This window comes from Methanosarcina sp. UBA411, assembly GCF_002495725.1.
Taxonomy (GTDB): domain Archaea; phylum Halobacteriota; class Methanosarcinia; order Methanosarcinales; family Methanosarcinaceae; genus Methanosarcina.
Map to the genome: position 1 here is coordinate 1 of NZ_DAGK01000012.1, position 13161 is coordinate 13161.

At 39.4% G+C, this 13161-nt stretch carries 13 protein-coding genes and 1 CRISPR repeat array; of the genes, 8 read left to right on the forward strand and 5 right to left on the reverse strand.

What is annotated here, in order from left to right; all coding sequences use genetic code 11:
• Together BP861_RS03725 and BP861_RS03730 are read left to right on the forward strand one after the other, a co-directional pair.
• Window positions 1-794 (forward strand): DUF3160 domain-containing protein (locus BP861_RS03725; protein WP_292372725.1); only part of this gene is annotated, 794 nt, incomplete at its 5' end.
• A gap of 186 nt (window positions 795-980) precedes the next feature.
• A complete protein-coding gene (locus BP861_RS03730; protein WP_292372727.1) occupies window positions 981-2174 on the forward strand; it encodes a site-specific integrase in 1194 nt (397 codons plus the stop codon).
• Between the two features lie 144 nt (window positions 2175-2318).
• Here BP861_RS03730 and BP861_RS03735 read toward each other — a convergent pair whose 3' ends face one another.
• Window positions 2319-3428, reverse strand: coding sequence for a hypothetical protein (locus BP861_RS03735; protein ID WP_292372729.1), 1110 nt, complete (start codon window positions 3426-3428; stop codon window positions 2319-2321).
• Between the two features lie 169 nt (window positions 3429-3597).
• Here BP861_RS03735 and BP861_RS03740 point away from each other — a divergent pair, with 169 nt between their 5' ends.
• The 6 genes from BP861_RS03740 to BP861_RS03765 all read left to right on the forward strand — a co-directional run bounded on the left by BP861_RS03740 (window position 3598) and on the right by BP861_RS03765 (window position 9011).
• A complete protein-coding gene (locus tag BP861_RS03740; protein WP_292372731.1) occupies window positions 3598-3765 on the forward strand; it encodes a hypothetical protein in 168 nt (55 codons plus the stop codon).
• A complete protein-coding gene (locus BP861_RS03745; RefSeq protein WP_292372733.1) occupies window positions 3762-4040 on the forward strand; it encodes a hypothetical protein in 279 nt (92 codons plus the stop codon). Before BP861_RS03740 ends, BP861_RS03745 begins: the two co-directional genes overlap by 4 nt.
• A 166-nt stretch (window positions 4041-4206) precedes the next feature.
• Window positions 4207-6825 carry a phage/plasmid primase, P4 family gene (locus BP861_RS03750; RefSeq protein ID WP_292372735.1) on the forward strand — a complete coding sequence of 873 codons (2619 nt, stop codon included), beginning with the start codon at window positions 4207-4209 and terminating at the stop codon, window positions 6823-6825.
• 833 nt (window positions 6826-7658) lie between these two features.
• Window positions 7659-8015, forward strand: a complete 357-nt coding sequence (locus BP861_RS03755; RefSeq protein ID WP_292372737.1) for a hypothetical protein — start codon at window positions 7659-7661, stop codon at window positions 8013-8015.
• 19 nt (window positions 8016-8034) lie between these two features.
• Window positions 8035-8235, forward strand: coding sequence for a hypothetical protein (locus BP861_RS03760; protein ID WP_292372739.1), 201 nt, complete (start codon window positions 8035-8037; stop codon window positions 8233-8235).
• 416 nt (window positions 8236-8651) lie between these two features.
• On the forward strand, window positions 8652-9011 hold the full coding sequence (locus BP861_RS03765) for a hypothetical protein (protein ID WP_292372741.1): 360 nt from the start codon (window positions 8652-8654) through the stop codon (window positions 9009-9011).
• 318 nt (window positions 9012-9329) lie between these two features.
• Window positions 9330-10334: a CRISPR direct-repeat array (repeat unit 29 nt; unit sequence CGGTTCATCCCCACGCGTGTGGGGAACTC).
• 117 nt (window positions 10335-10451) lie between these two features.
• Here BP861_RS03765 and cas2e read toward each other — a convergent pair.
• From cas2e to cas5e, 4 genes are read right to left on the reverse strand one after another with little or no spacing between them, the layout of a single operon-like run.
• On the reverse strand, window positions 10452-10760 hold the full coding sequence (gene cas2e, locus BP861_RS03770) for a type I-E CRISPR-associated endoribonuclease Cas2e (protein ID WP_292372743.1): 309 nt from the start codon (window positions 10758-10760) through the stop codon (window positions 10452-10454).
• Window positions 10738-11649, reverse strand: a complete 912-nt coding sequence (gene cas1e / locus BP861_RS03775) for a type I-E CRISPR-associated endonuclease Cas1e (protein ID WP_292372745.1) — start codon at window positions 11647-11649, stop codon at window positions 10738-10740. The genes cas2e and cas1e overlap by 23 nt, the downstream gene beginning before the upstream one ends.
• A 27-nt stretch (window positions 11650-11676) precedes the next feature.
• Window positions 11677-12402 (reverse strand): type I-E CRISPR-associated protein Cas6/Cse3/CasE, encoded by a 726-nt coding sequence (gene cas6e, locus BP861_RS03780; RefSeq protein WP_292372747.1) that lies wholly within the window; start codon window positions 12400-12402, stop codon window positions 11677-11679.
• A gap of 1 nt (window position 12403) precedes the next feature.
• The gene (gene cas5e / locus BP861_RS03785) at window positions 12404-13147 is read right to left on the reverse strand and encodes a type I-E CRISPR-associated protein Cas5/CasD (RefSeq protein ID WP_292372749.1); all 744 of its coding nucleotides are present in this window, start codon (window positions 13145-13147) and stop codon (window positions 12404-12406) included.
• Window positions 13148-13161 lie beyond the last annotated feature (14 nt).

Here is a 13161-nt window from a genome sequence, read left to right on the forward strand (position 1 = left end):
ATGGAAAGATGGATTCAGAGTTCTCGAACTTTAGCGCGGCTGACTGGAACAGAAACCTCTACTGGTCATGGCTTTATTCCCTTCAACCTCTCTTAAAAGACTACGGCTCAGGCTATCCGACCTTTATGCAGACTGATGCCTGGCAGGACAAGGAACTGAGCACGTCGCTGGCTTCTTGGACTGAACTAAGACACGATACTATTCTTTACGCCAAACAGAGCTACACAATGAATGTAACCGCTTTGGCACCTCCGGAAGAAAAATCGGTCGTTGGCTACGTAGAGCCTGTTCCTGACTTTTATGCCCGCTTGCTTGCCTTAACTAAAATGACAAATCAGGGCCTGGATGAGATGAGCGTGCTTGACCCAATTTCGAAATCAAGGCTCACAAACCTTGAAGAGGTTCTTTCCAGACTTAAGGAGATCTCGGAGAAGGAACTCGAAAACAAAAAACTGACCGACGAAGACTACGAATTCATCAAAAATTTCGGAGATCAGCTTGAGGGCACCATAGAGGACGTTGACGAGAAAGCCAGGAAAACCACAGTTGTGGCTGATGTCCATACCGACGGAAACACTGGAGCCGTGCTTGAGGAAGGAGTCGGGTATGTTGACATGCTGGTGGTTGCATATAAACTTCCGGACGGTAGAATCCTTGTGGGAGCCGGGCCTGTTATGAGCCATTACGAGTTCAAACAGCCAATGGAAGCTCGCCTGACCGATGAAAAATGGAGAGAAATGCTTGAAGCAAACCCGCCGGAAAGGAATGAGTGGGTTTCAACTTACAGGGCTTAGTTTCTGCTGAATAAGATCAGATCGTAAAAAAGAATTAGAAAACAACGGGAAATAAGAAGGAAATAAAAATAATAGGAAACTTAATCAAAAAGTAAATAAAAAGCGTAATGGGAATAGGTAAGGAGTTTTCAAATAGAAACTTATCAAAGAAGAGAAGTTTTTATACAACAAAACCATTTACATTTTATGACAAATTCACTGGAATATTGGTTGAAAAGGTTTGAAGAATCAGAAATCTTAATGTTGCCGGAGAATTTTAAAGCTATAAAAGGGCATATTAGAAAAATGAATGCAGCTAATATGCGCGAAACTACTGTCGTAAATCATATTAAATCTTTAATACAGTTTGGAACTTGGTGCCCTGTTTTGTTTTCTTCTCTGGATGAAGAAGCAATGCTCGATTACCGAGATTTTATTGATAGAGTGACATTTGAATCTAAGGGGGAGCAAAAAAAATATAAAGAGTCCTCAAAATATATGAAACTCGCTACTGTAAAAGCATTTCTTCAAAAAATCAATAAATCCGCCGCTAATGCTTTGACGATGAAACCAGCACATAACCGTAAACTTCCTGAAGATTTACTTACTCGGGAGGAGGTCGAAGCACTTATAAATGCCTGTCAGAATGCAAGAGATAGAGCTATGATTTCATGCTTCTATGAGTCTGGAGCTCGTAAGGGAGAACTCCTGGGGACTCTTATTAAACATATTCAGTTTGATGATAACGGTTCAGTAGTCACTTTCCCAGATGGCAAAACTGGGGCTAGGCGCGTAAGACTTGTCTTCTCATCTTCTTATCTACGTGAATGGTTAGAGGTTCATCCAAATAAACATGATAGAGAATCCCCCGTTTTTTGCTCTTTCAGGACTCCATTTAATGTAATTTCGACCACAGGTCTTACAGAACAATTGGATCGAATAGCACATAAAGCAGGAATTACAAAAAAAATTCATCCTCATGCCTTCCGCCATGCTAGGGCTACGCACTTAGCAGAACATCTTACAGAGCAACAACTTAAAAAGTACTTGGGATGGACTGAAGGGTCAAGAATGGCTGCCGTATACGTTCATTTATCCGGAAAGGATTTGGATGATGCAATATTAAAATTAAATGGTATCCAGATCGATGATACCCACACAGACGGCTTGAAAGTTGGCAGATGCCCACGCTGTCATGAAATCAATCCTGAAAATGCAAAATTCTGTTATAAATGCGGGTTACCACTTACTCAAGAAGCTGTAACAACTGTGGAATCTATAAAAACTGACTACATGCAACTTTCAGACCTAGAAGAAATCCGGGAAATGAAAAATGCATTAAAACAAGAGCTTGAAGAAATCTCCAAGCTTAAAGAGATGATTCTTAAAAATGGGAAATAACTTTCTCAATCAAATTTCCACTTATCTTTTAGTAACAATATACAGAACATGCTAACTTTGCTTATCTCTGATGTAATTCCAAAATTTTGAGCATATTCTTTCTGTCGTCTGTTAAATTCTAACAGAATTTAGGGGTTATTAAGATTATAGTCGTATTTGCCAGAGGCTATAATGATCTAATACTGCTTTATATATCTCGTCTGCAGTGTCAAAGCTAAATATTGATGGCTGTTTATATTTTAATATCATTTCACTAGCTAGTCTTAAGTCAGCTAACTCTGCTTCTCGCAGAATTACTCTCCCTGATATCGTTGATCCTCTGGGTAAAGTATGATTTTCTTTAGTTTTGTTCACAAAGTAGAGTTCTTCTGGAGAATCTACACCTAGTAGCATGTCGTGATGGAGAAAGTGCTCTAAAAGCAAATTGTCACTTAAGAATTTAAACTCCAATTTTTCTTCCATTCTCAAGCGCATTGCATCTAAAATGTATCTCACGAGATCTTCTTTAGTAATTTCCTCTGGAATTATTTCAGGAACTTCTCCTGTTTCAGACAATTTTGTTTCAAAAATTTTCAACGGTATCTCTTTTGGTAATCCAGCAAACTCTTTTTCAAACCATTTTAAGAGCACGTCTTCAGCGAAAAATCTGTAGATTTCCCATGGGTGTGCCTTAACAATGTTCATAAATTCGTTTTCTGACATTTTAAATTCAGAGTAATGTTTAATGCACGTAGAGTAACACAATTTTAAAAGTTTATCAATTCGCTGATGTCTTTGAGATCCAACACTAGTAATATAAACTTTCCAATTTCCATTGTTAAGTTCCCTACCTCCAGTTTCAATACAAGCATTGAAAAAAGAAGTTGACAGAAGCAATTTTAGGTAATAATTTAACCAATCTGGGCTGTTGTGATAATATTCAAGGTCCCTCAGAACGACATTTATAGATTTTTCATAGTCATTTAATCGAACTTCAGGGAACTGATATTTTATATTTCTCAGATTTTTTAGTTTTTTGATCTCCCAATAATTTCGCAGACCTTTTTTTTCAGGTGGAATTAGTTCTATACAATCCAGTTTTTGCAAATCGTGTAGATGCCTATTGATGTTTCCCTGATCCATGATGTCATATCGTTTCAGTAAAAAATCCCGAATAGCTGGTTCTCCAACAGGTCCCTCATTTTCCAGAGTGAACTTTAAGATGCTGGATTTTATTTCGCCAGCGTTCAATCGGTCCCCTTGTTTCTTTGGCATATATTATACAATAGCTGGTAAGTATTTAAACATATGCTTTAATATGTTTAACTAAAATAAGGTCGAAAAGAAGTTAAATTTTGTAAACTTATGCTATAATTGATATCTTTATATAGTGGAACATTCATAATAATGTAAGAACCTTAACTGAATCAAAGGAGGTTGAAATATGGTAAATAGTAGTCAGAATCCAATCGGAGAAAAATTTTCAGTTATCATATATGTTGATCATGCAACGTTTTCAAAAATCGAAACATTGCGTGGAGATGTATCCAGGAGTAGATTTGTAAGAAAAATTCTCAAAAAAACATTGAGCAATGAAAAGAGGATATCATGAAACAATTAAATGATAATTCTTTAAGAATACACCCAGCTCCACAAGACCGCCAAGTACTGATGGAGCCAGGAGTGCTACACCCAACTGAAGGAAAGGTGCAGGTAATGAATTCTATGAATTCAAAAGATAAATCACTTTCCACATTTACTGAATGGGCTCAGCATACATGTGCTAACCACCCTGAAACTCTAAAACATATGCTGAAAAGTTCGGATGTATTGGATCGGGTTATCGCAAAGCGAATCATGCAGATTGCAGGAGTGGTCACCCTTTAAAAACTAGACGGTAGCCCAGGAGTTATACAAAAACTCCAAAGCCAAAAGCACAAGATATCAACAAGATATATGCATTTTTCGTATATTATACTTTTGATAGTTATTAATTGTGTTTTTCGGATGGGGCTTTACATTCTCGTTTTATGACAATAAATTGCGAGGAAACATGTTTTACAATAACAGTAAAACGCAGTTTACTGATGCGGATCCAAGCCCTCAAAACGTAAAGTATCCAACATCCCGAGAAGAAATGCTGAAAGCTGCAGAGAAATATACTGAAATGGGTTTTATAGTCCACCCATTAACAGCACCCACATCAGAAGGTAACAAGCCCGGAAAAACACCCCTTGAGAAAGGATGGCAAAAACGAGAATCTCCCCGGTTACAGCGCGATTTAGATCAATACTGGGGCGAAAATGCAAAAGAACAGAGTCCACCCTTCAACATTGGACTTCAATGTGGAAAAAGGTCCGGAATTACAGTTATTGATATCGATGACATGAACCCAGCTATTATTCACGAGCTCACAGCCGGATTAAATGTTAAAGACTGGGCGGTTATAAAAAGGACTAAAGATCGTTGCCATATATGGTTTAGATACACGGACAAATTGAAAGGCGTTAAAAAGCACATTATAGGAATTGAAGTTTTAAGTGATGGCAACAATGCAGTTTTACCACCTAGTAACCACGTTTCCGGGGAAGTGTACCAGATAGTGAGCGCGCCAATAAACAGTCTCAAAGATATTCCAGAAATACCGGAACTGTTTATAAGCAGACTAATTAACTTATTTTCAGTATACGATAAACTAAAATCAGCTGTTGATAAAATTAGGCAGTGTTTAAAGGCACGTTTCAACAATCACATTAAAAATAAATGTGTGGATGATTGGCACGGTTCGGATGGAAGAGATATTACACTTGCATTAATGGCGGATCTTTATGCAAACGGAGCAGGAGAAGAAGAGTTAAAGCTTGCTTGCAAAATTATTTTCAGGGGAGATTATGACCCCGAATTAACCTCCGAGCAGATCGATTCAGTTATAAAATATTTTAAGGAATCCGGAGGAAAACCATGGACTTGCGAGAGCATACGGAATAAATGCGGATGTATAACTATTGATCCGGAAAATCCAGAAAAAAGCTTATGTGATGGCTGTAAGAGCAGGCCAAAAGAAACTAAAGGATTTATGCAAAAGAAAGGCACGGAAGCAGCTTTAATTTATGATTATATCTCTGATGCCTTTATTATGGAGTATCCCACAAAAACGCTACCCGGAGGAGATATGCGAATATATCAGGAGGGGATATATTCACTTCCAAAAAATAACTATCAAATCAATAATTTGGTTTTGAGTCTGTGTGAAAAAATACATTATGTGTTAACGCCCAGGCAGATATCCGAAGTTATCGAGCTAGTTAAAAGCAAAACCCCGATAATTCTGGAAGATGATGATATTGATCTCATACCGGTCAATAATGGAATATTGAATCTTAGGACGCGGGAATTAACTCCATTCACCCCAGATAAAATATTTCTATGTAAATTACCAGTAGATTTCGACCCGGACGCAAAGCCCCCTGTGAAGTTTTTCAGGATGCTGGAAACAACCTTTGAAGGCGTGGAAGAACAGATACCCACGGTTCAAGAAATGTTTGGATACTGTCTTTTTAGGTCTTACTTTATCGAATCAGCATTCTTTTTAGTAGGTTCCGGAAGCAACGGAAAAACCTTACTATTAAAAATACTAGCGGCCATGCTAGGAGATAGCGAGAACGTTTCATACCTGTCCTTTAAAGAGATCTCTGAGCCAAAAAATGAATACATGCTTTTTGATTTATTTGGGAAGCTTGCAAACATTTGCGGGGATACAGGAAAGCAGAAAATAAAAGAAACTGAGAACTTTAAGAAAGTAACTGGGAATGATCGGATAAGAGCCAGACAACTCTATAAAGGGAGTTTCAGTTTTTGTAATCATGCAAAAATTATAATGTCTTTTAATAAACTTCCGGAAGTCGATGACTTTTCAGACGGTTTCAAAAGAAGACTGAAAATTATAGATTTCCCTAACAAGTTTGAAGGGGCGAGAGCTAACAAGAACCTCGTGGATGAAATAATAAAGGGTGGCGAGCTGCCTGGAATCCTTCAGTGGGCGCTCGAGGGGCTTGATAGATTATTAAAATCAGGACATCTTTCCAACGAAAATACGTTCGCTGAAAGCGGGTTAGAATATAACAGGAAAAGCAATCCTATGTACTTTTTTGTGAGAGATTGTTTAGAAGAGGATGAGGGAGGATTTATCAGGAAGGAGAGGCTCTACGAAGCTTATACACAGTATGCAAAATATAACAAACTCCCTCAGCTAACACCACAAGAATTTAAAGCGGGACTTATAAAGGAGTGCCAGGAAATAGGAATCGATACAAGAGAATGGAGAAATCAGAAACTTTCAGATAGGCCTTATGGTTTTGTGAATCTGAAGATTGATAAAAAGGCATTAGCAGAGAGGACGGGACAGAAAGCAGAGCCTTATATACTTGATAAAATGAAATCCGGAGAACAGGCCATCTTTAAACCTAAGATAGTAGGCGATAATCTTGATAAGGTTTTTATAGAAGATGTCTCACGTTTCGTAGCAAACCATACCGGAATAGCCCCTGGAGAAGCCTCGGAACTAGCTAGAAAATTCTGTGAGGAAAACTACGGATATAAAAAGACTTACGGAATTGAAACAATAACCGAAGAAATTCGGAGCATCTTAAAATATAATGGTTTTAGTAACTGAACTTCTCTGCATAGAGAAAAATAATTTCTCATTTTTATTTTTTCATGTTACAACCATCCTGTTTACAGAGACAATTTTATGCAATAAAACTTATTTATTTCAGTTTTCAGGTATCTTTTAAAGAAAAAACAATAATAACCCAAAAAACCCAAAAATTAAATAAGTGGAAAGAGGATGAAGAGGCCTGAAAACCTAAAACCCAAAGTTTTTTCACTTAATTTATTTTTCACGTCAATTCTCAAAAATTACAAAGTTACTTTAACTAAATTAGTGAATTTTTGTGTCATTATTTTTACACTCAGCATAATCAAGTTAGACTTTAAATAATCTTTAAGTTAACTTTACAATTTTATGTTTTTCCCAATTGTACAAACAAATAACCAAAGTTGCGCTGGCGCACCCCGCTGCAAGCAACGGGGTATATTCGCGCCACCGCTCGAAATTCCGTTAAAGGAAATAATAACCCTAAACTGTTTAGTTTGAGAAGAAGTTAACAACCGAAAAATGGAATTGATAAATTATATCATCAACGGTTACTAGGGAAGTTTCCATCCCCCGCAGCAAGCTAGCGGGGTATTCGAATGAAATAAATTTTTGGGTTCCTTGGGTTTTTTGGGTATTGTTGTCGTTTTTGGTGCTTACTATTTTAGGTTGAGATTGGGTTTTGGGGGTTATGTTTTGGGTTTTATAGATTTTTGTACTTACTCGCTTTTCTTATATCAAAAACTGATGTTTCTTCCAGTTAACTATTCTCCAAAGCTTTTATAACCTTATAACAAATAAAATATAGTATTAACTGTCAGATAAGAGACGTAACTTTATAAAGCGATATTATGAAAATCACAACTGGAACCCCTAAAACCCCTTTAAATTATTCCTCGCGTGAATCGCTCTTAATTGCGAATTCAAAATTACTTTCACAGCTACAAGAAAGATTGGCAGCAAAAAGGTTCCGAGCAAATCCTGCAGATCCTATAAAGCTCAGTTACATGCGTGTTTTCCTTCAGGCGCTTCAAGTTCAAAACAGCCTATTGCGTGATCAGGAGCTTGAGGACTTGAAGCAAAGGCTGGAAGTCCTAGAGGCTATGCAGGCTGGAAGCCTGGAAGAAGATCAAGGTTATAATTCGGATCTTGGAAGGCTTGAGCCTGGAAGTATCTCTAATGTTGAAGAACAAACCGAGCTCACATAAGATTTATGAGGCCTAGAATATGGTAACAGCTGCATACATTCGAAGTAAAATAGAAGCTCTTGAACGCGGCCCTGGATTTCAAGAAACAAAGATTTTCTTTATAGAGGAAGGCGAAGATCAGGCGTTAACAAAGGCTCAATGGGAGGCTGTTAATGCCTGGGAGCAGGCTCACCCCTGGGGACATGCTCATGTAATAGTCTTTGAGGAAGTAGGACCATAGGATGATTAATCCAATTTTCTTAATATTTGGATATGTGAATAATAGTTATTTTTAACCTGCTAGTGTAGGGTATGAACATTAAAAACAGTATCTGTTGCTATATTTTCCCTGAAAATAAGACATTGTCAAAATTTCCACCATCTATTTTTATTTCCTTGCTCTTCAATGGTCTTCTGATTAATCAAGCGCTGAACCTGTAACATGTAATTATTGTGGATGCTCTTAAGGTCCAAAGCCACAAAAATATAAACAAACTAGACTACAAACATTCAAGAAATCAAAGAGTATAAATATTTGAGTAAAGCATTCGAGCTCAGTTGCCAAAAAAATATATTGTTTAATAATCATCTTCGATATTTAACATCTTTTTCCTCCTCCTCTTCCGGAAGGTAACAGATAGAGGCCTTCCTGAATCTGTGGGAAGTGCTCACAAGAGGAAGAAGTGCACTGTAATTACTGGACATAAGGAGGTTGAAGGTCTGCAGGAAGCTGAGAGATCAGGACCTATTGAGATGTTCACAGGGAATAGCCTTGAAGTCTCAGACCAAGACCAGATATTTTCCTGTATTGCAGATTCAAGGGCCCTCCTGTCCTCTGTAGGACTTCCCTTGGCTGGAAATGATATTACTATTATCCTGCATTTGCAGGAGCCTGAAGAGGTTAAGAAAGGCCTGGACCAAGAAGAGAAGATAACGAAACTGAAAGCTAAGATTAATAAAGTACAGGCTGAACTAAATAGGCTAACAGAAGAACTTAAGTCCTTAACTGAAGTCTGAAGGCCATATATATTTTAAAAGAGATATCAAAAAACTACATCATCTCCATGCTTGTGGGGAACGCAGTAAGAAAAAGATGTAGTGGTGATTTAGTCAGGAATAAATAATATATAGATAAATGTTCCAAATCGATTTAGATTATATAGCGTATTAATATGGTTATTAAAAGTAATATGCCTAGTATATAAAACTGTAACTCGTTTCAAAAGCCTAGGGAACACTCCGAAGCAATATCCTTTCCCATATTGGGTAGCTGCTGGTTCATTCCCACACGTGTAGAGAACGCAAAATTTGAATTTCTACTGAATTACTTCCTTACGGTTCATCCACACGCGTGTGGGGAACTCTCTTCTGAAACTCCCCTGCCCATCACATAGGTCGGTTCATCCCCACGCGTGTGGGGAACTCGTTCGATCACCAAGCAGAAGACATAGAAAAAGCGGTTCATCCCCACGCGTGTGGGGAACTCTCATCCCGTCACTAAAGTAACGGGCATTCTGCCGGTTCATCCCCACGCGTGTGGGGAACTCTGAGCTCGGACCCGATCAGTTCAGTGTTTCGACGGTTCATCCCCACGCGTGTGGGGAACTCAGAAGAATTAAATCTCAATTTTACATAAGAATCGGTTCATCCCCACGCGTGTGGGGAACTCTTCCCATAGATGTGACAAGAATATCTTAACAGCGGTTCATCCCCACGCGTGTGGGGAACTCACATTACCCGCTTGTTGGTCGATCCACCGTAACGGTTCATCCCCACGCGTGTGGGGAACTCTGCCTTTTGGATCGTTTTCTGAAATTGAGATACGGTTCATCCCCACGCGTGTGGGGAACTCTTCTATCATCGAAGCATACGTTTGTCCAGTTTCGGTTCATCCCCACGCGTGTGGGGAACTCTACTTTTTAATTTATAAATAACTCCCCGGATTCGGTTCATCCCCACGCGTGTGGGGAACTCCTCATGCCATGATCCAGGAGAGTAACTCGTATCGGTTCATCCCCACGCGTGTGGGGAACTCTCCCCCGACTATGTACAGTGCTCCACCGGCATCGGTTCATCCCCACGCGTGTGGGGAACTCTGTCGGACTTGTCATAATCTGCTGGGTTCCGTCGGTTCATCCCCACGCGTGTGGGGAACTCTATATTCGGCGGGGGTAAGTTCAAGAGTCATGCGGTTCATCCCCACGCGTGTGGGGAACTCAGTATAGAACTCTTTTTCAAGTGTATCTTTCACGGTTCATCCCCACGCGTGTGGGGAACTCCATTGTATCTTGTGCCCATTCATCTACGGTGTCGGTTCATCCCCACGCGTGTGGGGAACTCTGTTTGTCTTTTATACTATGAATCGGAGTAAATTTTCCGTCAACATATAAAATATCCTTTATGATATAGTTAACATAAAAAACGAAGTATTTAAAAAACATAACATCTCCGGTTAATTTACTCTTCTACTTTAGTTTCGGGCATGAAGGATATTAACTTTATTCCATCCATTTCTCTTGGAATTCTGCGGTTTTCTCCGAGGACTTTGAAATCAAATCCAATTTCATTTCTTGCGGACCAGATCATAATTGCGCTTCCTTCAATGTTCCCATCATTGAATTCGGCTTCTACATTCTCCCATATCATGTCTCTTACTTTGACCGAATATTCTCCTACATATACTCCAGCTCTGATTTCCAGAAGCCAGAGAGTCAATCTTCCTCTTAACCGGGGTGTTGTGTTTTCAAGGACGATGACCAACATCATTAAGTCCCCTTTCATTTGGAATTGCAGGAGGAAGGGATTCAGGAGGCTCTTCAGGAATAGGAAGATCTCCGGCAGCTAAAACTTCTTCTATGGCAGGGATTATTTTTTTCAGCAGCCTTGTTTCCCTGAAGGAATCCCTGCAAGCAATCCTTACCGCTCTTTCAGGATTTGGGGGGTTCTTGGATGCTACCTGAAAAGCCACAGGCACAACAGTTTCAAATTTAAAAAGATCAGCAATATCATAAATAAAAGACCTGGGTTTCCCAGTATGAATGAATCCGATTGCAGGCGAATAACCGGCTGCAAGAACTGCCGCTTCAGTAACTCCGTAAAGGCAGGAAGTGGCAGAGCTCAAACATTTGTTTTGCAGATCTCCAGTATCCCAATCTGTATAGTCATAGTAGCGTCCGTTCCACTTTATTCCGGCTCTCCCCGCCAAAATTTCATAAAGTTTTCTTACCCTTGATCCCTCTATCCCCCTCATTTGTTCTACGCTGTAGCTCTCCGAGAGTTTTTCATTAAAACGCATCTCATACATTTTTCGAACAACTTTCCTTCGTGCTTCATCGTTCAAGGCAAGTTGTGCCTGGTAAAGCAGACGGTCTGCTCTCGCTCCTCCCGGTTGACCGGCAGAATAAAGCCTTACTCCAGCTTCCCCAACCCAGATAAGAAGGCAACCTACCTGAGCTGCAAGGACTGCTGCTGCATGTGAAACTCTACTTCCTGGCTCAAGCATCAGGCATGCGATCCCCCCAACAGGAATCTGAGTTCGGACTCCATTTTTATCCACAAGGACAAAGGCTCCATCTATAACATCGAGTTCTCCCTTCTCAAGAAACAAAAGAGAAAATCTCTCTTTTATTGTAATAGGTTTCAATTTTGGTAGCATGCTGGTAGTCCTCATCACAGTTAATTCTCATCTTGCAGGGCGGATAAGCATTAATCCGCATCCAAAACTTTTTGCTGGTCCAATCCCTTTATACAGTGCATTTGTTAGAGATTCAGGATCTGTTACAGTTAATATCCCAGAAAAATCAATGGTACTTATATTTACACTGTGTTTCCCTTTTGCCTTACTATTTTTCTCTTTAGGCTTAAAGAACCTACTACATCTATATCCTGTAGCTATTACCTGCCCTTCCTCTACTTCAAAACCATTGTTGTCTCCTTTTTTTCTGAGCCATTCAAATCCCTCTTTCTGGACTATTTCTGGAACTTGAGGTTTCTTGTTTTTTGGAATAATTTCTTTTTCCATTCTGGTCTTTGCATCCATCACGACATCATGCCGATGCTGATGAGGTTTCCCATTTTTATCCTCATCCCATCTTGTTACAATAGGATTAGCTCGCAATGAAAAAACGAGTCTCTGACCTGTGGAAAGCAGAGGTCTGTATTCCTTTGATTCTATATGCCATAGATCTGCATTTGCTTCAGGCTCCTGCTCCGACACAATATAAAATAAAGGAAAACCATTTTTTTCGTCCTGCCTATACAAAAAATCCCTTTGTTTATCAGGATTACTTGCAAATAGTGACCATATGACACGATGAACCCGGTAACTATCTCCAAAATCCCTAGAGAGCTTCCAGAACTCTTTATTTGTCACAACATCAGGTTTTAAGTTTGCTTTACTTAGATACATCTTATTCCCCCAATTCCAGCATCGTATAGTGCTCTTTTCTATCAGCAAACTGCCACCTTTTTCGGCTCAGAGTAAGATCTCTGCGCGTAACCGTATGAACTGGCATAAGTCCGTCCTCTTCGCCTTCCCAGTAAAGCCTTACTTGTTCTGATTTTTTCAGTAATTTGAGAAATTCTTCACACTTAAACTCAGCTTTTCCGAGAGCTTCTTTTAGACTTTCTCCACTAACTATTTGAGCTTCTACAGGCAGAGCTGGAGGACAGGACTTTCTTCCCAGATATAAGACAAACTCAGGTTCAGTCAATTTGTTTTCAATCAGTTCCAAAGAATAGGGACAAGCTTCAGGGCATTTTTCTTTTGCCCAGATAACAATTGTGTATAAAGAGTCACTATAATAGTCTCTTGTAGAAAGGACTGCTGTTAATTCCACTTTCTCAACTGAAAGCTCATCTTTTCGGGAAAGGATATGTTGCTGCTTTTTTATCGAACTTGTCGAGGGGATCTGTGCTGTGTGATAATCCCTCAAAAAAGTTCCCGGATAATTCACAAGCACGGCAAAATTATAGGCTTCTGCAAGTTTCCTGTGTTTATCGTCTTCACTCCTTCTGATACCAATTGCCGCTGCAAGAAGTCCCATCACTGACGATTTTGAAGGATGGTCATATGAAGGTCTATGTGTCCCTACAGCTATGTCTCCCCAGGAAGCAAGTGGTCCGTAAAGCCGAAAGAGAAGATATTTTTTCATAATTTCACCTTTCA